This window comes from Streptomyces aurantiaciflavus, assembly GCF_049808595.1.
In the GTDB taxonomy this organism is placed as follows: Bacteria; Actinomycetota; Actinomycetes; order Streptomycetales; family Streptomycetaceae; genus Streptomyces.
In genome coordinates, this window is sequence record NZ_JBNCAQ010000013.1 from 34,384 (window position 1) to 57,974 (window position 23,591).

Genomic DNA, 23,591 nt, shown 5'->3' on the forward strand with positions numbered 1-23,591 from the left:
ATGTTGTCGACGTGAGGTCGTGAGGTCGGTGCATGAGGGCGATCGTGGTGGGAGCGGGCATCGGGGGGCTGGCCGCGACGCTGTGCCTGCGCCGCGCCGGTTGTGAGGTCACGCTCGTCGAGCGCACTGCGCGGTTCACCGAGGTCGGCGCCGGGATCCAGCTCGCGCCCAACGCCACGCGCGTGCTGCGCCGGCTGGACCTGCTCGACGCGGTCGCCGCACAGGCCGCCCGCCCCTCCCACCTGAGCTTTCGCACCTGGTCCGACGGGGCCGAGATCTGCCGTTACGCGCTGGGCCGTGCGGCCGAGGACGCGTTCGGGGCGCCGTATCTGCAGGTCCACCGGGCCGATCTGCACCAGGCCCTGGCCGCCGCGGTGCCGCCCCGGTCAGTGCGTCTGAACACCCTGGTCGTGGGGATCGGCCAGGACGACGACTCGGCCTGGGTGACGACGGCGAGCGGTGAGCGACTGGACGCGGAGCTGGTCGTGGCCGCGGACGGGGTGCGCTCACCGGCCCGCCGGTGGCTCTTCGGCGCGGAGGAGGCCCTCTACTCCGGAACCGCCGCCTACCGGGCGCTGCTCCCGGCCGCCGAAGTGGCCGACCTCGATGTACCGGACTACGGGATCTGGGTGGGACCGGGCCGGCACTTCGTCCACTACTGGGTACGTCCTGGGGAACTGCTCAACGTCGTGGCCGTGTTCCGGGCGGAGGCGGCGCGGGAGTCGTGGACCGCACGGGCCGAACCGGGAGAGCAGCTGCGGGAGTTCGAAGGATGGGACGCGCGGGTGCTCAGGGTTCTCGAACGCGTCGGGCAGGTGTTCCGCTACGGCATCCACACCCGGGCCCCGCTCGCGCGGTGGAACGTCGGGCGGGTGACCCTGCTGGGTGACAGTGCCCACGCGATGGTGCCGTTCCAGGCCCAGGGCGCCGCGCAGGCGATCATGGACGCGGCCGTGCTCGGCGACGCCCTGGCGGGCGTGACGCCGGCCGATGTTCCCGCCGCGCTCGACCGGTACGTGCGTCTTCGGCTCTCCACCGCCACGCGTGTGCAGGCCGGTTCCGCGCGGGCCGGCGAGGAGTACCACCTGCCGGACGGGGCCGAGGCCGAGGCGCGCAACGCCCGTATGGCCGCCCACGCGGCCGAGCACGGCTTCAGCCCGCAGTCGACCGCGTGGGCGGCCGACACCCCTGAGGAGGGCACCCCTGGCACGCAGGCCGCATCATGAGGGGCCCCGCCGGGGTACGGGGCCACCCTGTGTCACCAGCCGGTCGGCCGGGGCAGGACCGCGGGTCTGGACCTGGGCTGGCCCGGTCCGGCCCTGGATCCCGGCCGGGCCGGTGCGTTCGAGAGGCTCAGCTCCCCGCCTCCTCGGCCAGGAAGGCGCTCAGGCTGTCGAGGAGCATGGTGCTGCCCTGCTCGGCCATGTCGCGTTCCTCGGCGGTGTCGCAGGTCTGGCGGAGCACGATCCGCGTGCGGTGGCCGTCCTGCTCGTCGAGTTCCATGGACATGGTCGCGGGCGCGGGCTTGCCGGGCACGTCCATGCCGATCGCCAGGAGGCGGTTCTCGGTGACCTGGAGGTAGGAGCCGGTCAGCGGGATCTGTCCGCCGTCCGGTGTGACCATCGTGGCCTTCCACGCTCCGCCCGGCCGTACGTCCATCTCGACGGAGCCGGGGGCGGCGTAGGCCCACCGGGCGTACTGCTCGGGGGTGGTCCACGCGCGCCACACCTTCGCCGCGGGGGCGTCCAGCGTGCGGGTCAGCGCGTAGGAGAAACCGTCGGCCGCGGTGGTCTGCTCGGTGCTCATGTCGTCGTCTCCTCGTCTTTCGTGCCCCTGTTTGGGACTGTCGCGCCTGTAGACGCCCGCAGACCCCACAACTCATCGGTCCGCAGCGCCCACGTCCTCAACCGCTATGAGCTGGGCGGCCGTTGGGGCCGGCCCGAGAAGAAGTGCCGGGAATGCCTGCTGCGGCGTGGGATTCACCGCCGGCGTCAGCTGCGGCGTCGCCCAGGGGAGTGAACATTCCCCGCCCCTCGGACGAAGCGCGTCGGCGTTACATCACATATGACGATTTTCTCGTCACATTTGCCGTGCAGCACCGTCTCAGGGAACTGGAGGAAGAGGTGCGCTCACCCACATCCCGCGGCCGTTGGATCGTCCGAGGCTCAATGGCTCTGGCGGCGACGCTCGGCCTTCTGTCCGCGAATCCGGCGCACGGACAGGAGGGCCGCCCGGCGGCCAAGCCGAAAACCCCGGTCCAGCAATACGGCAAGGTCCGCGTCTGCGGCACGAATCTGTGCTCCCAGTCCGGCAAGCCGATCCAACTGCGCGGCATGAGCACGCACGGCACGCAGTGGTACCCGCAGTGCCTGACCGGTGCCGCGCTGGACGCCCTCGCCTACGACTGGAAGGCGAGCGTTCTGCGGGTGTCGACGTATGCGCGAGAAGGCGGCTACAACAAGAACCCGAAGAAGTACACCGAACTGGCCAGCCGGCTGATCGACATGGCCACCGCCCGTGGAATGTACGTCATCGTCGACTGGCACACGATCCACCCGGGCGACCCGCACGAGGATCTCGGCAACGCGCTCACCTTCTTCAAGCAGCTCGCCGAACGCCACAAGAGCAAGCGCAACGTGATCTACGAGATCGCCAACGAACCCCACCACGTGCCCTGGGCGACCATCAGGCGCTACGCGGAGAGGGTCATTCCGGTGATCCGGAGCCGTGATCCCGACAGCGTGATTCTCGTCCCGACCCCTGCCTGGGCGACGTTCGGCCTGGCGCTCGGCTCCAACGAGCAGGAAGTCATCGCCGATCCCGTCCGTGCCGCCAACGTCATGTACACGTTCCACTTCTACGCGGCGGTGGCCCGTGAGAAATGGATGGCGTCCCTGGACCGCGCCTCCTCCAGGCTCCCGGTCTTCGTCACGGAGTGGGGCACCCCGTCGTGGAACGGCTGGGGCAACGACTTCGCCATGGCACAGAAGTGGGTCGATCTGATGGCGAGGAAGAAGATCAGCTGGACGAAGTGGAGCATCTCCGACAGCAGGCGCGATCTCTCGGTCTACAAGCAAGGCGCCTGCGACGCCGGGAAATTCGCCGGCACCGCTGTGCTCAAGCCCGCCGGGGTCTGGGCCCGCGAACGGATCAGGGGCTGACCGCCGTGCCGTCCTCACACAAGAACGTCGTCACCCGTTACTCCCAGGAGGATGCGCCGCCTGTGCACACCGTCAGGCTCCGCCGAAGCGTCACGACCCGTGCCGTGGCCGCCGCGACCGTGGCGGCCGGGCTGCTGACCGCGCAGGCCGCGACCGGCCACGCGGCGCCGAACCCGTCCGTGCCCGCCCCCGAGATCCCCTCAGCCGTCACGACCGTCTCGTCGGGGTGGAACATCCCCTGGGGCCTGAGCTGGCTGCCCGACGGCTCCGCCCTGATCAGTGAGCGCGACTCCTTCCAGATCTTCAGGCTCACCCCGTCCGGGGTCAAAACCAAGGTCGGCACGGTGCCGCACACCGTGAACAGCAAACCCGAGAGCGGTCTGCGCAGCATCGCCGTGTCACCCGACTGGAGCAACGACCACTCGATCTACGTCTACCACGCCACCGCGGAGGGCAACCGGATCGCGCGGATGACCTACGACGGCTCCACGCTCAGTGGGTACAAGACGCTCGTCACCGGCATCAAGAAGGGCGGGAAGAACGGCGGCCGCATCAAGTTCGGCCCGGACGGCTTCCTGTACGCGACCACCGGCGACGCATGGACGCCCGGCGACGCCCAGGACAAGAAGTCCCTCAACGGCAAGATCCTGCGCATGACCACGGACGGCGAGCCGGCGCCCGGCAACCCCTTCGGCACCCTCGTCTACTCCTACGGCCACCGCAACCCGCAGGGCCTCGCCTGGGACGAGGAGGGCCGCCTGTGGGAGACCGAGATCGGCGAGCACGCGTACGACGAGGTCAACCTCATCGAGCCGGGGAAGAACTACGGCTGGCCCACCTGCGAGGGGGCCTGCTCCGTCGCCGGCATGACCAACCCCAAGCATCAGTGGCGTCCCGCCGAGGCCGTCCCGAGCGGCCTCACCTACGCCGACGGCGCACTGTACGTCGCCGCGCTGCGCGGCCAGCGGCTGTGGCGCATCCCGATCGACGGCACGAGCCTCGGCACCCCCGACGCCCACTACGTCAACACCTACGGCCGGCTGCGTCTCGCCGAGAAGGTGCCGGGCCGGGACAAGCTGTGGGTCACCACCGACAAGGCGGGCAAGGACGCGGACAGGGTCCTCCAGGTCGACCTCGGCTGACCCGGATCTCCGAAGGCCGTCGTCCTCGGCATGGCTGTCGTCATCGGCTTTCAGGTGACAGGCAGTCCGTAGGCGCGGTCGAAATGCTGGGCCACGAGGTGTCCGGCTCCGTCGCAGGAGAGCTGCCAGTCGTTGACGCCGGTCTCGCGGCCGTCGGTGAAGTTCCACAACAGGCGGCCGGAGGCGGTGTCGATCGCGTAGAAGCCGTTCCTGTTCTCGAAGGCCGGAACATAGACGGCGTGCGCCCCCACCGCGATCGGGTTGTCGACGTTGAGGCGGGGAGTCTCGCAGAACCAGCGCCGGGAGCCGTTCGCCGCGTTGAAGGCGTGGACGCCGTAGGGGTCGGTGCCGACGGCGTAGACGGTGTTGCCGCCCGCCCCGAGGGAGGCGAACATGCCGCGTTCGGCCTTCGCCTTCCAGCGGAGTCTTCCGGTGCCCAGGTCCAGGGCGATGAACTCCGAGCCGATGGCGAAGACGGTCCGGCCGAGCACGGCCAGGCCCGGCCGGAGGTCGTAACCCACCTGGTACCGCCAGCGCAGGCTGCCGCCGTCGCGGGTGTGGCGGACCGCGACGTTGCGCAGCCCGTCGGCGTAGACGAAGTACTCGTCGGTGATGACGGGCTTCAGCGGAATGCCGACGTCCACCGGGTTGATCGGTATGACGACGGCCTGGCGGGCCTGGAGGTCGACGGCGAAGACCGAGTTGGTTGAGGTCGCGACGCCCTGCTCGGCCGACTTGCGCTCCAGGCTGGCCCCGAGGACCGAGACGGCGTAGCCGTCGTAGCTGCCGAGCAGTTGGTCGAACTGGAAGTCCTGGCCGAAGTCGAGGGTGAACTGCTCGGTGCCCCTGGCCGGGTCGACGCCGATGAGTGTCGCGCCGGTGCCGAGCGCGACCGCGGCGCCGTTGGCCAACAGGACCGGGGTGGGAGAGACGCTGATGCCCTGGTAGACCCACTTGGGCCGGGATCCGTTCTCCACGTCGAGGCAGACCAGGTTGCCGGGGCGGGTCTTCATCAGGGCCGTGCCGTCGTGGAAGACGGCCGGGGCCTGCAGCAGCGGGCCGCCGCGATAGATCCAGGTCGGCTCGGGGGCCGGCCCGAGGGGGCGCACCCCTTGTCCGCCCGTACGGCCTCGGGCGACGAGGGCCGCGCCCCCGACGAGCGCCGTGCCCGCGGTAGCGGTCGCGGCGAGGATCGCGCGCCGGGAGACACCGGAGCGGGCGGGGGCGCGGCGGTGCACGGGCGCGGCGGAACGTTCCGGCGCCGGTTCCTCCAGGAGGACGGAGGATCCTTGTTCCGGCCGCCCGGTGGCGAGTCCCCTGCCACCGGCGCCGTCGGCTCCGCCAGCGGCGCGGCTGCCCTCGCCACCGGCTCCTCGGGTGCGACCGGGGCCGGCCGGGCCGTCGGCGACGGCGGTGTCGTACGCGGACCGCTCGGCCGTCGCGCAGTCCGACTCGCGCCGGCCGTACGCGGGCGGCCGCGGGGCGGGTCCGTCGGCCGACGCGGATGCGGGGGCCGGGGTCCGCGGGAGGTGGTCGAGGTCGGTCGCGGCCGCCCGGTAGCCGGCGATCATGGCGGCCACCGGCGCGGGGAGCCAGCCCTCCGTCAGCACCTGTTCCGCGCCGCCGGGAGCGCAGGCCGCGGAGAGCCGGTCGGGGCCGATCCGAAGGGCCGGGTCCTTGGCGAGACAGAGGCTGATGATCTTGTCGAGGGGCTCGGGCACCCCGCTGAGGTCGGGCGAGCCATGGACCACCTGGTAGAGGAGGGCGGCCGCCGCGGCACCGCTGAACGGCGCCTGTCCTGACGCCGCGAACGCGAGCACCGAGCCGAGGCAGAAGACGTCTCCCTCCGGCCCCATCGGATCGCCGGTGGCCTGCTCGGGGCACATGTACTCGAGGGAGCCGAACAGGGAGCCGGAGCCGGTGAGTTCGTAGCCGTCCCGGGCGCGGACGATGCCGAAGTCGATGACGCGCGGGCCGTCGGCGGCCAGCAGCACGTTGGACGGTTTGAGGTCGCGGTGCACCAGTCCCTCGGCGTGCACCGCGATCAGCGCCTCGGCGATGCCGGCGCCCAGCGCGAGGACCGTCTCCGCCGGCAGCGGCCCGTGTTCGGCGACCGCCTCGGCCAGGGTGGGACCGGGTATGTAGGCGGTGGCGAGCCAGGGTGTCTCGTCGTCCGGCGCGGCGTCCACCACGGGTGCGGTGTAGGCACCGCCGACCGCCGCCGCGGCCGCCACCTCACGCCGGAAGCGGATGCGGAAGTTCTTGTCCTCCGCCATCTCGGGACGGATGACCTTGACCGCGACGGTGCGGCCCGCCGCCGACGTCGCCAGGTAGACCCGGCCCATACCGCCTGCTCCGAGACGGGCCACGAGACGGTAGGGCCCTAGCTGCTCGGGATCTTCTGGGCGCAGTGGATTCATGCCCTCAGCCGCCTGTTCTCGGTGGTGACGGGCGGGAGTCCCGCCCACGCTGCGGGGGAAGGCCCTGTGGGGGGTCTGGCCACAGACTAGAGGCTGAAGTGGCGCACGAGACTACTTCCTGACAGCCGGTACCACTCAGCTGAAGGCAGGTGCTCGTCCCGTCTCCCGCGCGCGACAAGAAATGTGACGCGGCGTCAGAGGTCGGGTGACACGTGCTCGCCCTGCGACAACAGTGCGTCAGGAGCAACAAATGCAAGCTGAAACCACTCGCGCCGCCGAAGACCTCCGATGTGCTGAAGGTCACCCCGCCCGGCGGTCGACGCCAGCCGCGGCCGACCGACTCGCACCGCTCCCACGGTTCCCAGGCCGGGCAGGCCGCTGTCGGATCACTGGGGGGCTTCGCAGATGATCTCGTCACGCGGGGTGTAGTGGGTGGTGCGGAACGGCTCCCGCCGCACTTCCCTGCCGTCGTTGTAGAAGACTCGCTCGATCGTGACGTCGAAGCCCTCGAGCGGGGTCTGCGGCACGCACTTCTTGTCGGTGCTCACCTTCCGTGCCGGCTGTTTCACGTGGGTGCGGGGCCCCTTCACCGACTTGATCTCGTCGTACTTCTTCGTGCCGAGGAAGGTGACGGTCACCGAGGTGTCGGTGGACTCGGCCTGGAGGTAGAGGGCGTTGCCGGAGTCGTTGGCGAACCTGAGGTCGAGGCTGCCCCAGGCGACCGTCGCCTCACGACCCTCCGGGTAACGCTCGATGTAGAAGGAGTGGGAGCCGTACTCCACGGGCCTGACCCCGGCGAAGAACATCGCGTTGAACACGGTCGTGGCCACGGAGGAGACACCACCACCCGGCGCCTTGGTGAACTGGTCGTCGAGGATCATGATGCCCTCGACGAAGCCGTTGGCCTCGGTGCGCTCCCCCACGGTCCGGTTGAAGCTCCAGGTCCTGCCCGGCATGACGACGGAGCCGTTGATGAGCTGTGCGGCCCGCCCGATGTTCTTCGTCCGGTACGGGGCCGGTTCGAAGTGGACGGTGAAGGAGGACACCTTCTCCGTCAGTCCCAGCCGCGCGGCGTTGTCGCGGGTCACCTCCGGCTGGGTCCGTTGCGCGGCCACTTCCCCGGTGCGGGCGGCGCCCGACTTGGTGAGCAGCGGCAGCACGGCCTTGCTCAGCGCCTTGTCGGTGACCCGTACGCCGATCCGGGCGTCGTCGGCCACCACGACCCGGTCGCCGTCCAGCCGCAGCCCGGCGTTCGCGGGCGTGGTGGTGACGGCGGCCAGGGAGCGGGCCACCGCGGGGGCCCGGCGCAGGCCCGTGCCGTCCAGTTTCGGGGCCAGCCTGCCGGAGTCGTCCGGCCGCATCGTCAGGTACTCGCCCAGCACGGCCTGGCTGATGGTGAACCGCTTGCCGCCCGTGGTGAGCGTCACGGGCGCCGACATGGCCGGCTGTGCGAAGTCGCGCACCGCTCGCCGCACCTCCGCCGCTGTGACCTTCGGCTCCGTCCTGCGGGCGGGCAGGACCGTGACCGTGTCGGCGGCGCCGCGCAGGAAGGAGGTCCGCAGGGTGCCGACCGCGGCATCCACGTCCAGTGCGTAACCAGGGTGCGGGGCGACCTGCTCGACCCGGCCGTCGGCGAAGGTGACGGCGCCCTCACGGACTGTCCGGTCGACTGTCTTCGCCAGCTTGCCGAGAGCGGTGCGGGCCTTGTTCTCGTCGAGGCGTACGACCGGCTCGATGTCGTCGCCCCGCGAGTGGAAGAACCCGCCGATCACGCTGAACGGATCGGAGGCGGTGCGCCTCGCCCGGTCGACGGTCCGCTCGGCGTCGAAGGCGAGTCCGGCCTGCCGCGGGTCGACGGTCGCGCCGCGGTCCCCGACCTTCACGGCCAGTTGCCGCGAGCCGGCCGCCGTCAGGTGCTCGTCCAGCTTGCGGACGGCCTCCGTACGGCTGAGGCCCCCGAGGTCCACCCCGCGCACCGTCGTACCCGCCTCGATCTCGCCGCCCGTGAGCAGCAGCCCCGCCAGATACAGCGCGCCGACGCCGACGGTCAGCGCGCCGCCGGCCAGGGCGAGGGGCGGCACGGAGGCTATTCGGGGGCGGCGCATGGGTCTCCTGGAGGGATGATCGGCAGGCGGTGCACCCCGATGACGCGACGACGTCTCCAGGGCAAGGACCTCAAGCTACCCATAACGGACGATGAGCGCGTATGTCCCAGAACACGTATGTTTCAGGTCACATGATCCATCCCGACCCGCGTTTCACGTGACGTCACCGGCGACGGCCGCCCGCCGTCCGGACGTCGGCGTCCCCATGTGGTCGCCCGTCCTGTAGCCGACCCTCCAGTGCGTCTCGCTGCGCGGGTCGGTGGAGCCGCCCTCCTCGTACGGCTCGGCCGTGGCATGCACCCCGTGCGGTGCGCGCCCGTCGCACGGGGCGGCGGGCGCGCCCGGCCGGGCGCCCTGGTCGGCGCCGCACCTCCCGCACGTGCGGTGCGCCCAGCGCCACCCCGTTGCTGACCGGGCGTCACACTCCTTGCGCGGGAAGGCTCGTGGGTCGTGTGCGCAGCACCACCTCCACCGACGACAGCGCGAAGTGCACCGCTCCGGTCAGGACCGCGTCGTCGGCGAGGGTGGAGAGCTTCCAGTGCGGGGGGTCGACCAGCAGGGCGCCCGCGTGTTCCCGGGCCGCGGCGAGCAGCAGCTCGGCGGCGGGGGCGGTCGCGCCCGAGGGGAACCGGCCGGTGCCGAGCACGACCAGGGCCGGGTTCAGGGCGAGCAGCACCGGCGCGACACCCTCCGCGAGCCGCCGTCCGTACGCCTCGACCTCGGCCACCGCCGCCTGGTCGCCCGCCGCGGCTCCCGACATGGCGGTGGCGGGCAACGGCTCGAGTCCTGGTCGCCGCCCCGGCGCGGCGGCCCCGGCCCCGCTCATGCCCTCGCGCCCGCTTCCGTTCTCCTCGGGGAAGCGGATGAAGCCGATCTCGCCGGCCGCCCCGTGGTGCCCGCGCAGCAGCCTGCCCCCGGCGATGACGCCGGCGCCGAGGCGTTCGCCGAGCAGCACGAAGATCATGTCGCTGTGGGTGCCGCCCGCCCCGACCCCTCGCCACCGCTCCCCCAGGCAGGCCAGGTTCGCGTCGTTCTCCACCGCGACCGGGCAGCCCAGGGCGTCGCGTACGATCCCGACGATGTCCGTGCGGGCCCATGACCGCAGGTTGTCGGCCTGACGTACGCGTGTGTTGTGGCGGTCGACGAGGCCGGGCGTACCGACGGTCGCCGCCCAGACGCGGGCCGCGTCCACACCGGCGTCCGTCATCGCGCCCAGCGCGCTCGCCGTCACGGCCTCGGCGCGCGCCGCGCCGCTGACGTCGGCCCGTACGGTGGTGCGCCGCACCGCGACCGGGGTGCCGTCGAGGTCGGCCAGGCACGCCGTGACGGAGCGGGGCCGGACGTCCACGCCGACGACGTACCCGGCGTGCGGGCGGAAGCGGAAGCGGCGCGCGGGGCGGCCGGGTGAGCGTCGGCCGCGGGTGGGTACCGCGGGGACGACCTCGATGAGTCCGCTGTCGACCAGTTCCTCGGCGATCGCCTCGACCGTCGGGCGGGACAGGCTGGTCGCGGTGACGATCTCGGACAGCCGAGGGTGCGGGTCGGCCGTGCGGACGACCGCGAGGACGGCCGCCGCGTTGGTGACCCGCAGGTCCGCCACGCCCACGACGGCCGGCGCGTCGAGTGTGCCGGGCTGCCCGGCGCTGCCGCTGAGCGGCCAGACGGCCGGCTCCGGCCCGGTCACGGTGTCCGGGACTGCCAACGCATCCTCCTCACCGCACGGCCCCGTCAGGCCGCCGCGCTCGACACGCCATCGCTCAATCCACGGCTGTCCGGCTCTTGACGGCCATCCGAGACGCTGTCGATTATATAACGCAGCTGCGTTATTAAACAGCGTGGATGTCTCGCCCCGCGCCCCGCCCACGCCACCGGCCCGGCCCCACCCGGCGACCCCTGTCTCCACCGTCCCTGGAGAACGCCATGCGCCCCACGTCTCCCGCTCCCGCCTCCGGTCACCTGTCCAGACGTACGCTCCTCGCCTCGGCCGCCGCGCTCGCCGCGGGCGCCCCGCTGCTGGCCGCGTGCGGCAGCTCCCTGACGCCGGGGGCCAAGTCGTCGGCCGCCCCCAGCAGTTCGGGCCCCGTGTCCACCGCCGTGCCGACCGGGAAGATCACCCTCGTCGTCGCCGACGCCGACGACACGACCATGACGCCCGGGTTGCTCGCGGCCTTCCACGCGAAGCACCCCGACATCTCGTTCAAGCGGCAGTACACCGGCTGGGACGACTACCTCAAGAGCGTCAACACGACGATGTCCGCCGACTCCGCCCCGGACATCGCCCAGTTCGTCTCCGGCATGCAGAACCTGGTCAAGGGCGGGCTCCTGCTGGACATGAGCCGTTACGGCGCCGCCTACGGCTGGGCGGACACCTTCCCCGGACTAGATCAGATCACCTTCTCGGCGGACGGCAGGACGACCGGCACCGGGGCGCTCTACGGGGCGCCGGGCGGGCTGTCGTACGAGGGCGTCTACTACAACAAGAGCAGGGTGAAGAAGCTCGGGATCACCGTTCCGCCCGCCACCGTGGCCGAGTTGGAGGAACTGTTCGCCAGGGCCAGGGCGGCCGGCGAGACCGCGCTCGTCGCGGGCAACCTCGACGGCGGCCTCAACCACCCCTTCAACGTGCTCCTCTCGGCCTACCTGAAGCCGGCGGACCGGCAGGCGTGGGCGTTCGGCCGCAAGGGCGCGAAGATCACCGGGCCGGAGGCCGTCACGGCGGCGACCACCCTCAAGCGCTGGGTCGACCAGGGGTACGTGACACCCAAGGTCAACGGCGTCAGTGACAACGACGCCACGGCGGCCTTCGCCAAGGGCGAGGGGGTGTTCCGCATCAGCGGCAACTGGGCGGCGGCCGCGGTCGCCAAGGGCCAGGGGGCCGACGCGGGCCTGTTCCCGATGCCTCCGGTCACGGCGGGCGGTCCTCTGCGCACCACCGGCGCCGGCGTCTACTACTGCGTGTCCAGCAGGACCGAGAACGCCGCGGCGGCCGCCGCCTTCCTCGACTTCTGCGCCACCGAACAGGCCGCCCCCGTCATCGCCAAGGCGGGCTTCATGGCCCCGGACGCCTCCGCGATGCCCGCCCAGAGCGGTCTGCTGGGCGATGTCGCCGCCGGCTGGCAGAGCATCGTCAAGGACGCCGGCCTCGAGCCGTTCATCCAGAACGCCTCCACACCGACCATGCCCGACACGCTGACCACCCAACTCCAGCTGCTGGCGGGCGGCAAGGTCTCCGTGGAGAAGTTCCTCGCCGCCCTGCAGGCCGACTTCGACCAGTACCACTCATGACCGCCACGACCCACGGGACACCCCGCCGAACCCCCCGAGGGGCCGTCGCTCCCGTCCCGGTCCCTGCCGCCGGCGCCCGCCCGCCGCGGGCGTCCCGGCACGCGCGGACCCGGCGCAGGCGCCGGCGTGCCGTGGCGCTGCTGTACGTCCTGCCCGCCCTGCTGCCGTACACGCTGTTCGCCGTCGCGCCCGCGCTGCACACCGCGTACCTGTCGCTGTACGACTGGGACGGGGTGACCCTGCCGTCCTTCGTCGGGGTCGCCAACTACCGCCGGGTGCTCACCGATCCGCAGCTGCGCGCGGCGGCCTGGCACGCGGGAGCGCTGATCGTGTTCTTCTCCGTGCTGCCGATCTGCCTGGGGCTGGTGGCGGCCGCGATCGTCGCCCGCCGTCCCGGCCGGCGCGGCACGGCCGCCGTACGCACCCTGCTGTTCCTGCCGCAGGTCGTCCCGCTGGTCGCGGTCGCGGTGATCTGGCGGTGGGTGTACGCGGACGACGGCACCCTCAACCAGGCCCTCCGCGCGGTGGGTCTGGGGTCGCTCACGGACTCGTGGCTCGGCAGTTTCGCCTGGGCGCTGCCCGCGGTCGGGCTGATCGGCACCTGGGTGGTCTCGGGCCTGTGCATGGTGCTGTTCCTGTCCGGGACGCAGCGCATCGACCGGGAGATCCACGAAGCTGCGCGGATGGACGGGGCGGGCCCGGTGCGGGAGTTCTGGTCGGTCACCGTGCCACTGCTGCGGCCGGAGATCGCGGTCGCCCTGTCCATCACGGTCATCGCCGCGCTGTCCAGCTTCGACCTCGTCTACATCACCACCGGCGGCGGCCCGGGCAACAGCACCGTCGTGCCGGGCGTCCTCATCTACCGGCTGGCGTTCGGCGGCGGTCAGGTGGGTCTGGCGAGCGCGCTGGCAGTGGTGCTGACCCTGGTGATCTCGGCGGCCGTGCTGGTGGTCAACCGCCTTGCCAGGGAGGCACTGTGACGAACCGCACCGTCCCCGGAACCAGGGTCCTGGGCCCGCGTGTCCCCGCGTCCAAGGGCGGCGGGCTCGCCGCGCCCGCGGTGCTCGTGGTGTTCTGTGCCGCCGTCCTCGTGCCGTTCCTGTCGCTGCTGCTGGCCTCGGTGCAGCCCGCCGGGACGCCGCTGACGGGCCTGGCGCTGCCGACGGACGGCATCCATCTGGAGAACTTCGTCCACGCCTGGTCCGCGGCCGGATTCGGGTCGCTGCTGCGCTCCAGCGCGGTGATCGCGCTGGCCGTCGTCCCGGCCGCCGTGCTGTGCGCGACGCTCGCCGGCTACGCGCTGGCCACGATGGACGTCCCCGCCGGCGGCGCGTTCCACGGCTATCTGCTGCTCGGGCTCGCCATCCCGACGGAGGTCACCGTCATCCCGCTCTACTACGACCTGCGGGCGCTCGGGCTGACCGACACCGTGCCGGGGCTGGCGCTGGCCGAGATCGCGGCCTTCATGCCGTTCGGCGTGTTCTGGATGCGGGCGCACTTCCTGACCATGCCGCGCGCCCTGATCGAGGCGGCCCGGCTGGACGGGGCGTCGTCGTGGTCGGTGCTCTGGCGGGTGCTGATGCCCAACTCGCGCCCGGCCGTGACCACGCTGGGCGTGCTGTACTTCGTGTGGAGCTGGAACCAGTTCCTGCTGCCGCTGATCCTCGTGCAGGACCCCTCGCGGCGCACCGCCCCGGCCGGGCTGGGCTTCTTCACCGGTCAGTACGACGTGGACGTGCCGCTGCTCGCGGCGGCGACGCTCATCGTGATCGCCCCGGTCGTCGCCGTCTATCTCTTCTTCCAGCGGCACTTCATCAACGGCGTCCTCAGCGGCGCGCTCAAGGGCTGACCGACATCGCCTCAGGAGGGTCGTTCCGATGGCAGAACTCGATGTGGCGCTGATCGGCGCGGGCGGCATCGCCCGCACCCATCTGTCCGCCTGGGCCGCGCTCGGCGCCCGGGTCCGCGTGTACGCGCCGGACGGGCGGGCGCCCGGCCTGGCGCGGGAGTTCGGCGCCACCGCGGTCGGTTCGCGCGAGGAGGCGATCGCGGGAGCGACCGTGGTCGACGTGTGCACGCCGACCGACACCCACCGCGAGATCTGCCTGGCGGCCGTCGCCGCCGGAGCGCATGTGCTGTGCGAGAAGCCCCTCGCGCTGACCGCCGCCGACGCCGCGCACGTCGCCCGGGCCGCCTCGGCCGCGGGCGTACGGCTCTACCCGGGCCACGTGGTCCGCTTCTTCCCGGCCTACGCCCGGCTGCGCGACCTGGTCGCGGGCGGCGCGCCGGGCCGGGTGGCCGTGGCGCGGTTCACCCGCACCGGGTGCTATCCGACCTGGAGCCCCTGGTTCGCCGACCCGGCGCGGTCCGGCGGGATCCTGGTCGACCAGATGATTCACGACTTCGACATCGCACGCTGGCTGTTCGGCGAAGTCGTCCGTGTGCACGCGCACACGGCGGGACACGTGACGGCCCCCGCGCCGATGGGGGCCGTCGCGGCCGGCACCGCCGTGCTGACCCACGAGGGCGGGTGCGTGACGCAGGTCGTGGGCGTGTGGGCGCCCCAGGGCACCCCGTTCCGTACGACCTTCCACATCGCCGGGACCGGCGGGACCGTGAGCCATGACTCGCTGGCCGCGCCCGGGCTGCGGATCGTCGGCGGTGCGGGCGCCGGGCGGGCCGACGGCATCCCCTCGGGTGACTTCGGTCAGTCGCCGTACACCACGCAGATCAGGGAGTTCGCCGCCGCGTTCACCGACCGGGGGCCCGAGCCCCGGGTCGGCGCGGCCGACGGTGTGGCGGCCGTCCGTATCGCCGAGGCGGCGGCCGAGTCGGCCCGGACCGGCCGCGCCGTCGTGCTCGAGAGGACCGGAGTGAACGAGGCAATTGAGGAGAACGCAGCGTGAGGATCGCCGTCCTGTCCTTCGCCCACGTCCACGCGGCCGCGTACGTCCGCCTGCTGCGGGACCACGACGACGTGGAACTCGTCACCGCCGATCCGGACGCACCGCCCGGCGACCCCGACCGCGGCCCGGCCCTGGCCGAGCGACTCGGGGTACCCTACGCCGCGACGCTCGACGAGGTGTTCGCGGCCCCGCTCGACGCGGCCGTGATCACCAGCGAGAACTCCCGGCACCGAAAGCTGGTGGAGCGGGCCGCGACAGCGGGCGCGCACGTGCTGTGCGAGAAGCCGCTCGCCACGACGGAGGCCGACGCGCAGGCCATGGTGGCGGCCTGCTCCCGGGCCGGGGTGAGCCTCATGGCGGCCTACCCGGTGCGGTTCGCCCCGGCGTTCGCCGCGCTGCGCGACGCCCTGGAGGACGGCCACCTCGGGCGGCTGGTCGCCGTGTACGGCACCAACAACGGCTGGAACCCGGCCCGTTCACGGCGCTGGTTCGGCGACCGGGAGACTGCGGGCGGCGGCGCGCTGATGGACCACACCGTGCACATCGCCGACCTCATGGACGTGCTGCTCGGCGGCGAGCAGGCGGAGGAGGTGTACGCGCAGGCCAACACGGTCCTCGACGCCGATCTCGGTCTCGACGTGGAGACGGCGGGCCTGGTCACCGTCCGCTACCCGAGCGGCGTCACGGCCGCCGTCGACTGCAGCTGGAGCCAGCCCGCGCACCACCCGACGTGGGGCGGCCTGACCCTCACCTGCGTCGGCGAGCACGGCATCGTGGAGTTCGACGCCTTCCCCCGGCTGCTCGGCGGCTTCGACGAGACAGCCGGCCGCGACCGCTGGGAGCCGGGCGGCGACGACCTCGACGCGGCGATGCTGGACGAGTTCCTGGACGCCTGCCGCACCGGGCGCCGCCCCCGCCCGGACGGCGAGGCGGGCCTGCGCAGCCTGCGGATCGTGCTCGCCGCGTACGAGTCACTGCGGCGCGGGCAGCCCGCCCCGTTGAGCGGAGACGGCCTGCCGGGCTGAACCGCGAGGGGCGTCCGGCGGAGGGGACTGCGGGCGGCTCAGGCGATCCCGAGCCGCCACCCATGTTCTATATTCAACTGTGACTCGACGGATCTTCATCGACAAGCAGAGCCCCAAGGCCTACCACGCGCTGGTCCAGACGTCCGAGGCCGTGCGCGCGACCGCCGCCGACGCGGGCCTGGAGCGTTCCGTCGTGGAACTGGTCAATCTGCGCGTCTCGCAGCTCAACGGCTGCGCGTACTGTCTGGACCTGCACACCAGGGCGGCCCTGCGCGGCGGCGAGTCGACGCGTCGGCTGGGTGTGCTCGCGGCCTGGCGGGACACCGGCCTCTTCACTCCCCTGGAGCGTGCGGCCCTGGCGCTGGCGGAGGCGACCACCGACCCGACCGACACCGCCGCGCAGGAGGCCGCCTACGCCGAGGCCCGGGAGGTCCTCACCGAAGACCAGATCTCGGCGGTGATCTGGGTGGCGGTCACCATCAACGCGTTCAACCGGGTGTCGATCCTGAGCAGGCATCCCGTGCACTGAGGCCTGCTGCGAAAGCGGCGTCGTCGCCCGAAGGGCGGCCGCGCGCCCGCCGCGGAGCGGCTGATGTCGCCGTCGGTGCGTGCTCTCGGCGTGCCGGGCGTCGCGCGGCAGGCGCCACTCTCGCAACAGGCCCTGGGACGGGCGCGGGTCCGTGCCGTGTCCCTGGGTGCGCACGGTGCGCTCAGGGACTCGACCGCGTGCGCCGGCGGACAACTCGCCCGGCTCCGGCCTGTCTAGCGTCGGCGCGTACGTTCGGCACTGCAGCGCAGGAGGCGCCCATGACCACCGACTCGCACCCCTTGAGCAGCCAGCCGTGGCTGCACCAGAAGGGCGAGGTGATCCAGGAGTTCGGGACGGTCAAGCAGTTCCCGCTCGGCCTGTCCCACGACGCCCGCATGTACTCCTGCCAGCGTCTGAACAGGGTCCTCGCGGACACGCAGATCCTCTACGGCCTCTACAAGAAGCACCACTGGCTGCTGCGCGGCGCGACCTTCTACCAGCTGCACCTGCTGCTGGACAAGCACGCGGGCGAGCAGCTGGCCCTCGTCGACACGCTCGCCGAGCGGGTGCAGACCCTGGGCGGCGTCGCGGTGGGCGACTCCCGGCACGTCGCGGAGATCACCTCGATCCCGCGCCCGCCGGACGGGGTGGAGGAGGTCCCGGCGATGCTCTCGCGGCTGCTGGCGGCCCACGAGGTCATCCTGGCCGACGCTCATGACGCGGCCGCCCGCACGGTCGAGCTGGGCGACGACGGCACCAACGACCTCCTGGTCTCCCAGGTGATCCGGACGGGCGAACTGCAGGCCTGGTTCCTCGCCGAGCACCTGGTCGACACCCCTCTGGTGCGTTCCTAAGGCCGTCGCCTAGTGTCCTGCGCCGGAAGTTCCTAGGCAGTTCCAGCTGAGACTCACGAGGCCAACACGCCTGGTCGGCTGTCCAGAACCCTGACCGCCAGGGCGCGACGGATCTACCGAGGAATTACTGGCGCGGGACACTAGACGGCGGTGAGCAGTTGCGGTGCCTGCTCCTTGATCAGCGTGTTCGACCAGCGCATCTGCCGCAGTGTCTGCGGATGACACCGGCTGACCAGCCCCAGGAGTTCCTCGTCGCGCAGGGCCTGCGCGGCCTGGGCGAGCATCTCCCAGTGCAGTGAGTTCCGGGCGGCCGCCAGGTGGAGGTCACGCAGGTCGTGCAGGAGGAGCAGGCCCGCCGCGGGACGTCGGCCGAGCGCCTCGGCGGTCTTCTCGCGCAGCGCGGCGAGGGCGCCGGGGCTCGGGTCGTCCGGCGGTCCGGGCAGGTCGAGGCCGTGGTCGCGTCCGATCGCGGCCAGCCGGGCGGTGTGCTCGCGGGACCAGCGGGCGAGGTCCGTGGCGACGTGGTGGACCTCGTGGTCGGTGCGGTGGCGCTCCGCCACGGCCAACAGGTCCCGTTCCAGGGACCGTTCGCCGTCGTGCAGGGCGCGCAGGGTCGCGCTGACTCCGGTCGTCATGTCCGGCTCCCTCCGTCCGTTCCGGTGGCCTCTGCACCGGTGGCCTCTGCTCCGGTCGCCTCTGATGCGGTCGCGTCGGTTCCGGTGCCCCGGCGGGCGACGAGGGTGACGCGGGCGGCGGCCGTCTTGAACAGGGGCTGCTTGGAGACCGGGTCCCAGTCGGTGACCGTCGTCTCGTTGGCGGCCCGGCCCGCGCCGCCGTCGGGCGGGCGGTGGCCTTCAGGGGTGTCCCAGTAGCCGTAGTGGAACGGCAGGAACACCGTGCCGTCGCGCATGACGGTGGTCCGCAGCCGGGCGCGCACCGTGCCGCGCGGGGTGGTGACCTGCACGAGGTCGCCGTCGGACAGGCCTTGCCGGGAAGCCTCGGAGGGGGACAGCTCGGCCCACACGTCCGGGGCGGCGGCGTTGAGTTCGGGGGCGCGGCCGGTCTTCGTACGGGTGTGGAAGTGGTACACGGTCCGGCCGGTGATCAGCTGCAGCGGATACTCCGCGGAGGCCTCCTCGTGCGGGGGCAGGTACTCCGCGGCCTTGATGACGGCCTTGCCGTCCGGGTTGAGGGAGCGGTACTCGACGGGCTCCACCGACGCCCCGGTGACGAGGTCCTTGCCGTAGCTCTCGCAGGTGTCGGGGTGGGCGAAGGCGATGCCGTCGGTGTAGAGGCGCGGGGTGCCGTCGGGGGCTTCGGCGGTGCAGGGCCACTGGACGCCGGACTCGCGCAGGCGGTCGTAGCTCAGGCCCGTGTAGTCGCAGGGGCGTCCCGCGCTGCACCGCTGCCAGGCCGCGAACGCCGACTCCGGGTCGTGCCAGGTGATCAGCGGGCCGCCGTCCTTGTCGCGGAAGTCCATGCGGGCGGCGTAGGCGAGGAAGATGTCGAGGTCGGCGCGGGCCTCGCCGGGCGGGTCGACGGCCTTTTCCGACAGGTGGACGGTGCGGTCGGCGTTGGTGAGGACGCCGGTCTTCTCGCCCCAGGTCGCGGCGGGCAGGACGACGTCCGCCAACTGCGCGGTCTCGGTGAGGAAGAGGTCCTGGACGACGACGAACAGGCGTTCCTGGGCGAGGATCGCGCGGATGCGGGACAGCTCCGGCAGGGACACGGCCGGGTTGGTGCCGGTGATCCACAGCATCCGGATCGAGCCCTGTTCGGCGTTGCGGAAGATCTGCATCGCGTGGGTGGGCGGCGCGTAGTGCGGGATGCTCTCGGGGGTGACGTTCCAGATCCGGGCGAGGTCGGCGACGTGCGTGTCGTTCTGCCAGTTGCGGAAGCCCGGCAGGTCGCCGTCGGCACCGCACTCGCGGGTGTTCTCCGCACTGGGCTGGCCGTTCATCTGGAGCAGCCCGCAGCCGGGGCGGCCCAGCATGCCGCGGATCAGGTGCAGGTTGTTGACCTGGACGGCGGCCGCGGTGGCCTGGTGGGACTGGTAGACGCCCTGCAGGACCGTCGACAGCAGCCGCTCGGCGCCGCCGAGGATCTCCGCCGCGCGTTCGATGTCCGCGGCGGGGACGTCGCAGATGTCGGCGGCCCACTTCGGGGTGCACGCCTCGGTCGCGGCGGCCAGTTCCTCGAAGCCTACGGTGTGCTGCTCGACGTAGGCCCGGTCGACGCGGTCGGTGCGGATGATCTCGTGCAGCAGGGCGTTGAGGAGGGCGACGTTCGTGCCGGGGCGGGGAGCGAGGTGCAGGTGGGCGTGGCCGGCCACGTGGGTGCGGCGGGGGTCCACGCAGAGCAGGGTGGGCGGTTCGGGGCCGGCGAGCCGGTCCAGGACGCGTGCCCACAGCACCGTCTGCGTCTCGGCCATGTTGTGTCCGAACAGGGCGATGGTGTCGGCGTGGTCGATGTCCTCGTAGGAGCCGGGCTGCCCGTCACAGCCGAACGTCTCCTTCAGGGCCTCACCGGCGGTGGCGGTGCACAGGCGGGTGTTGCCGTCGAGGTGGTTGGTGCCGATGCCCGCGTGGGCGAGGACGGCGAGCGTGTAGTACTCCTCCAGGAAGAGCTGTCCGGTGGTGTAGAACCCGAGGGCGCCCGGCCCCTGTTCCTCCAGCAGCTCCCGCGAGCGGGCCACGATCCGGTCCAGCGCGGTGTCCCAGTCGGTCTCCACCAGTCGCCCGCCCTCGCGCACCAGCGGCCGGGTCAGCCGGTCCGGCGAGTGGTTGGCCTGCCAGCCGTACAGGTCCTTGGGCCCCAGCCGGCCCCGGTTCACCCGGTCCCCGGACCGGCCCCGTACGCCGACGATCCGCCCGTCGCGTACGGCGATGTCCATGGCGTCGCCGTTGGAGTGCAGCAGGGACGCCGAGGGCACCCACCGGTCGACGTCGTCCTCGGTGAGTCCGGACGCCAGGTGGGTGTCGGCGCGGGTCGGCCAGGGGGCGCCGGGCCCGTAGGGCGTGCGTGCTCCCCAGGGGTCCTGGATGCGGTCCGTTTCCTTCACGACCACGCCACCTCCACTCGCCGGTCCACCACTGCCTGGCGAGTACCCCCATCCGGCCGTCCCGTGCGCCCCACACGAAACCGGGCGACCGCCTGGTACGGCCGCTGGTGAGACCCCGATCCGCCGCTCCGGCCACCCCGGAGGCCGACCGCATGGTCATCGAGGTCAGGGCCGCCGGCCCCGCCGTCACTGCGCCGTGCCGGCCACCGCGGTGGGCGTCACCCGGTGCGGCGGCGGTGACGACGCCCCGGTCCGGCGCGGGGACCGTGGGCGCCCCTGGGCCACTCTTACCCCGCCGGCCCCGGCATCCCCGACCAGACCGCGAACCCGCCCGGCTGCGACCGCTCCGACCACAACCACCCGGCCGTGGTCGCCGCCGAACTCGGCCTGGAGGGAGTCGGCTTCAAGGATGTCAGCCGCAGCGGCGCCGAAATCTCCCACCTCACCTCCTCGAGCAGAGCACCGCGGTAGGCCGTCAGAACACTTGACCCACCCGGATTCACACCATTTCTCACTCGTTCTTGTGGTGTACACACCCCCTCGGACGGCCGTCCTCGCAGGTCATGAGAAAGTTGCGGCCTCGAACTACCCAGGGGGGTCTGTGACACGACATCAAGAACGGTCCACGAAGCGCAGAAAGTCGCTGGTGCTTCTGACGGCCCTCGGCACGGTCGCCGGGGGCCTGCTTGTGGGCGCGGCACCGGCCGGCGCCGCGACCTGGACCACCCTCGCGGCGGGCGTGGCCTACCGTCAGTACGACCTGCCGGCCGCGGCCGGCACGACGCACGTGCACGTGCTGAGCGTCGACCTGACGAACACCCATGTCCGCCTGGGCCTGCTGTACCCGGGGAAGGTGGCCTCCCGCGCCACCGTCTCCCAACTGGCCACCGCCCAGAAGGCCGTCGCGGGCGTCAACGGCGACTTCTTCAACATCTCCGAGGACCAGCACCCCGGCGTCGCCGCGACCGGCGCCAATGTGGGCCCGGCGATCGCGAACGGGACGGTACTCAAGGGCGCGGTCCCGGACGCCCAGCGGTTCGGTCCCGAACTGCCGCCGGGCACCACCACGAAGAACGTCGTCGGCGTCAGCACCGACGGGCGGGCCCGGCTGGACAGCCTGGCGCTGAACGGGTCGCTCAGCACCCTCGGCCGGCGCCTGCCGCTGGGCGGGCTCAACCAGTACGCGCTGGCGGAGAACTCCATCGGCGCGTACACCTCCGCCTGGGGCGGCGTCTCCCGGGCGCGGGCGACCTGCGGCACGGACACCGACCGGGCCGCGCCGTGCAGCACCAGCACCTACGAGGTGACGCTGAAGAAGGGTGTGGTCGTGTCGGCCTCGGCCACCCCGGGCAGCGGCGCCGTCGCGACGGGCACCACGGTGCTCGTGGGGCGGGAGGCGGGCGCTCAGCGGCTGCGGAAGTTCGTCAAGGGCCAGCGGGTCGCGGTGCGGTACGGCCTCACGGCCGCGTCGCAGCGCGCCTACCGCTTCGCCCTCGGGGGCTACCCGGTGCTCTCCGGCGGACAGCCGCTGACGGGGCTGGACACGCGGACCTCGGCCGTCCGTACGGCCGTGGGCATCTCGAACGGCGGGCAGCGCGTCCTGTTGTTCGCGGTGGACGGCGCTGCCGCGTACCGCAAGGGCCTGACGATCGCCGAGGTCGCCAAGGCCCTGAAGAGCCTCGGCGCGACCGAGGGCTTCAGCCTGGACGGCGGCGGTTCGACGACCCTGGTCGCCCGCGCGCCGGGCGCCGCCGGGGTCACGGTGCGCAACCACCCCTCCGGGGGCGCCGAGCGTCCGGTCCCGAACGGCATCGGCGTCTTCACGCAGTGATCCCGCACGGCCTCACGGCCGCAGGCTGCCGACGATGTCAGCCGTCGCCGTGAGGCCGCTGTGGATGGTGGGCGCCATGCTCGTGCCGGCCAGGAAGAAGCCGAGCAGCAGACAGACCAGCGCGTGCGAGATCTTCAGTCCGCCGCTGCGCACGAAGATCACCGCCAGGATCAGCAGCAACAGCACCGCAGAAATGGAAACGGCCACATCAACCTCCTCCGCCACGTCCGCTTTCGCGGCATTCGGCCGTAAGTGTGGCGTAGCGGAGGGTTCATCCGTGCGGCTGACCTGTCCCCCGAACGAGTGGTGTCTACGGCGGTTTACGCCGAGCGGTGCGCGTCGAGGAACGCCTCCAGGCCGGCCAGGTCGTCGGTGTTGAGGTAGTCGACGCCGGCGGCGAGGAGTTCGCCCCACAGCGCGTCCCGGGCGGGGCCCGCCACGTCCGGGGTGGCCCAGAAGCGCACCTTCTGCCCCCGGGCGTGCGCCGCCCGGACGATGGCGCGCAGCTTCTCCCGCTCCGCCGCCGGGAAGGCGCCGACGCCGAGCCAGGTGAAGTTGAGCGTCCAGTTGTCGCTGATCAGCGAGGCGAAGGAGGCTTCGGTGCTGCCGAGGTCGGCGAGGCGGCCGTCGTAGAAGGCGTGGCGCACGGTCTGCGCCGCCATGGGCGCCCGGGCCGCGCGGTCGCCCGAGACGACGGCGGTGACCGGGCCGCGGTGCACCCGGCCGTGGGCGTAGGTGGTGAACAGGTGCTTGTAGCGCCGCAGTTGACGGTCGAGTTCGAGGTACGTCGACGCGCCCTCGGTCTTGATGTCGATCAGGAGCTGCAGCGGGGTGCGGTGACCGCGGTACACGGAGCCGTGGTCGGCCTTGACGCGGGCGGCGAGCGGCGCCAGGTAGAGCGACTCCAGGGTGCGGGCCGGGTCGAGGTCCACGGGGTCGTGGGCGACCAGGAGTTGTCCGTCGACGAGGAAGATGTCGGCCTCGACGCTGCCGAAGCGGTGGTCGAGGGCGTCGAGGAGGGGGCGCGGGTGCTCGTAGTCGTTGTGGGCGTGGGCCCGCCACAGCGGGCTGGGGCGGTGCTTGTTCCGTTCGTCGGCGAACGCGCTGCCGGCGGGCGGGGCGAGCACGCCCGCGAACGCGGCGCCGAAGGTGGTCAGGGCTCTGCGACGGGTGATGAGGGCCATGCTCTGCCTCCCTGTGGGGCGGGACGGAAACCACAGGGAGTATGAGACGAAGCCGACCCCAACGAACCTGCACCTGCCAGGAGTTGGC

20 protein-coding genes are annotated in these 23,591 nt (G+C 72.3%); 11 read left to right on the forward strand and 9 right to left on the reverse strand.

The features are described from left to right. Positions 1 to 32: 32 nt before the first annotated feature. Complete coding sequence (locus tag ACPT94_RS17460) at positions 33 to 1,226, forward strand: FAD-dependent monooxygenase (RefSeq protein WP_425246240.1); 1,194 nt, start codon at positions 33 to 35, stop codon at positions 1,224 to 1,226. Positions 1,227 to 1,353: 127 nt separating this feature from the next. On the opposite strand, the gene ACPT94_RS17465 is transcribed toward ACPT94_RS17460, so the two are convergent. Then, on the reverse strand, positions 1,354 to 1,806 hold the full coding sequence (locus ACPT94_RS17465; RefSeq protein ID WP_360344128.1) for an SRPBCC family protein: 453 nt from the start codon (positions 1,804 to 1,806) through the stop codon (positions 1,354 to 1,356). A gap of 362 nt (positions 1,807 to 2,168) precedes the next feature. Between ACPT94_RS17465 and ACPT94_RS17470 the strand changes: the two genes are divergently transcribed. Together ACPT94_RS17470 and ACPT94_RS17475 are read left to right on the forward strand one after the other, a co-directional pair. Then, a complete protein-coding gene (locus ACPT94_RS17470; RefSeq protein WP_360344125.1) occupies positions 2,169 to 3,161 on the forward strand; it encodes a glycoside hydrolase family 5 protein in 993 nt (330 codons plus the stop codon). A gap of 104 nt (positions 3,162 to 3,265) precedes the next feature. After that, positions 3,266 to 4,303, forward strand: a complete 1,038-nt coding sequence (locus tag ACPT94_RS17475) for a PQQ-dependent sugar dehydrogenase (protein ID WP_425246241.1) — start codon at positions 3,266 to 3,268, stop codon at positions 4,301 to 4,303. A 50-nt stretch (positions 4,304 to 4,353) separates the two neighbouring features. Here the strand turns inward: ACPT94_RS17475 and ACPT94_RS17480 are convergent, their stop codons facing one another. The 4 genes from ACPT94_RS17480 to ACPT94_RS17495 form a co-directional block, all read right to left on the reverse strand. Beyond that, complete coding sequence (locus ACPT94_RS17480) at positions 4,354 to 6,672, reverse strand: protein kinase domain-containing protein (RefSeq protein ID WP_425246242.1); 2,319 nt, start codon at positions 6,670 to 6,672, stop codon at positions 4,354 to 4,356. A 437-nt stretch (positions 6,673 to 7,109) separates the two neighbouring features. Beyond that, on the reverse strand, positions 7,110 to 8,828 hold the full coding sequence (locus ACPT94_RS17485; RefSeq protein WP_425246243.1) for a VanW family protein: 1,719 nt from the start codon (positions 8,826 to 8,828) through the stop codon (positions 7,110 to 7,112). 153 nt (positions 8,829 to 8,981) lie between these two features. After that, positions 8,982 to 9,128 carry a hypothetical protein gene (locus ACPT94_RS17490; protein ID WP_425246244.1) on the reverse strand — a complete coding sequence of 49 codons (147 nt, stop codon included), beginning with the start codon at positions 9,126 to 9,128 and terminating at the stop codon, positions 8,982 to 8,984. 118 nt (positions 9,129 to 9,246) lie between these two features. After that, the gene (locus tag ACPT94_RS17495) at positions 9,247 to 10,530 is read right to left on the reverse strand and encodes an ROK family transcriptional regulator (RefSeq protein WP_425246245.1); all 1,284 of its coding nucleotides are present in this window, start codon (positions 10,528 to 10,530) and stop codon (positions 9,247 to 9,249) included. A 218-nt stretch (positions 10,531 to 10,748) separates the two neighbouring features. Between ACPT94_RS17495 and ACPT94_RS17500 the strand changes: the two genes are divergently transcribed. The 7 genes from ACPT94_RS17500 (at position 10,749) to ACPT94_RS17530 (ending at position 17,427) form a co-directional block, all read left to right on the forward strand. Beyond that, the gene (locus tag ACPT94_RS17500; RefSeq protein ID WP_425246246.1) at positions 10,749 to 12,113 is read left to right on the forward strand and encodes an ABC transporter substrate-binding protein; all 1,365 of its coding nucleotides are present in this window, start codon (positions 10,749 to 10,751) and stop codon (positions 12,111 to 12,113) included. Between the two features lie 131 nt (positions 12,114 to 12,244). After that, positions 12,245 to 13,093 (forward strand): carbohydrate ABC transporter permease, encoded by an 849-nt coding sequence (locus tag ACPT94_RS17505; protein WP_425246247.1) that lies wholly within the window; start codon positions 12,245 to 12,247, stop codon positions 13,091 to 13,093. Next, the gene (locus tag ACPT94_RS17510) at positions 13,090 to 13,962 is read left to right on the forward strand and encodes a carbohydrate ABC transporter permease (protein ID WP_360344101.1); all 873 of its coding nucleotides are present in this window, start codon (positions 13,090 to 13,092) and stop codon (positions 13,960 to 13,962) included. Before ACPT94_RS17505 ends, ACPT94_RS17510 begins: the two co-directional genes overlap by 4 nt. A 28-nt stretch (positions 13,963 to 13,990) precedes the next feature. Beyond that, on the forward strand, positions 13,991 to 15,019 hold the full coding sequence (locus ACPT94_RS17515) for a Gfo/Idh/MocA family protein (RefSeq protein ID WP_360344098.1): 1,029 nt from the start codon (positions 13,991 to 13,993) through the stop codon (positions 15,017 to 15,019). Beyond that, entirely contained in the window at positions 15,016 to 16,044 is a 1,029-nt protein-coding gene (locus ACPT94_RS17520) for a Gfo/Idh/MocA family protein (RefSeq protein WP_425246248.1), read from the forward strand. Before ACPT94_RS17515 ends, ACPT94_RS17520 begins: the two co-directional genes overlap by 4 nt. A gap of 79 nt (positions 16,045 to 16,123) precedes the next feature. Continuing rightward, a complete protein-coding gene (locus tag ACPT94_RS17525; RefSeq protein WP_360344092.1) occupies positions 16,124 to 16,573 on the forward strand; it encodes a carboxymuconolactone decarboxylase family protein in 450 nt (149 codons plus the stop codon). Positions 16,574 to 16,851: 278 nt separating this feature from the next. Then, positions 16,852 to 17,427, forward strand: coding sequence for a Dps family protein (locus ACPT94_RS17530; RefSeq protein WP_360344089.1), 576 nt, complete (start codon positions 16,852 to 16,854; stop codon positions 17,425 to 17,427). 140 nt (positions 17,428 to 17,567) lie between these two features. On the opposite strand, the gene ACPT94_RS17535 is transcribed toward ACPT94_RS17530, so the two are convergent. Next, on the reverse strand, positions 17,568 to 18,062 hold the full coding sequence (locus tag ACPT94_RS17535) for a hypothetical protein (protein WP_360344086.1): 495 nt from the start codon (positions 18,060 to 18,062) through the stop codon (positions 17,568 to 17,570). Then, entirely contained in the window at positions 18,059 to 20,488 is a 2,430-nt protein-coding gene (locus tag ACPT94_RS17540; RefSeq protein WP_425246249.1) for a molybdopterin oxidoreductase family protein, read from the reverse strand. Before ACPT94_RS17540 ends, ACPT94_RS17535 begins: the two co-directional genes overlap by 4 nt. Before the next feature lie 646 nt (positions 20,489 to 21,134). Here ACPT94_RS17540 and ACPT94_RS17545 point away from each other — a divergent pair. Next, positions 21,135 to 22,319: a phosphodiester glycosidase family protein gene (locus ACPT94_RS17545; RefSeq protein ID WP_425246250.1), complete on the forward strand. Its 1,185-nt coding sequence runs from the start codon at positions 21,135 to 21,137 to the stop codon at positions 22,317 to 22,319. Between the two features lie 12 nt (positions 22,320 to 22,331). On the opposite strand, the gene ACPT94_RS17550 is transcribed toward ACPT94_RS17545, so the two are convergent. Both ACPT94_RS17550 and ACPT94_RS17555 read right to left on the reverse strand, forming a co-directional pair. Then, positions 22,332 to 22,526, reverse strand: coding sequence for a hypothetical protein (locus tag ACPT94_RS17550; RefSeq protein WP_360344080.1), 195 nt, complete (start codon positions 22,524 to 22,526; stop codon positions 22,332 to 22,334). 113 nt (positions 22,527 to 22,639) lie between these two features. After that, positions 22,640 to 23,503 carry a phosphatidylinositol-specific phospholipase C/glycerophosphodiester phosphodiesterase family protein gene (locus tag ACPT94_RS17555; protein WP_360344077.1) on the reverse strand — a complete coding sequence of 288 codons (864 nt, stop codon included), beginning with the start codon at positions 23,501 to 23,503 and terminating at the stop codon, positions 22,640 to 22,642. Positions 23,504 to 23,591: the final 88 nt, after the last annotated feature.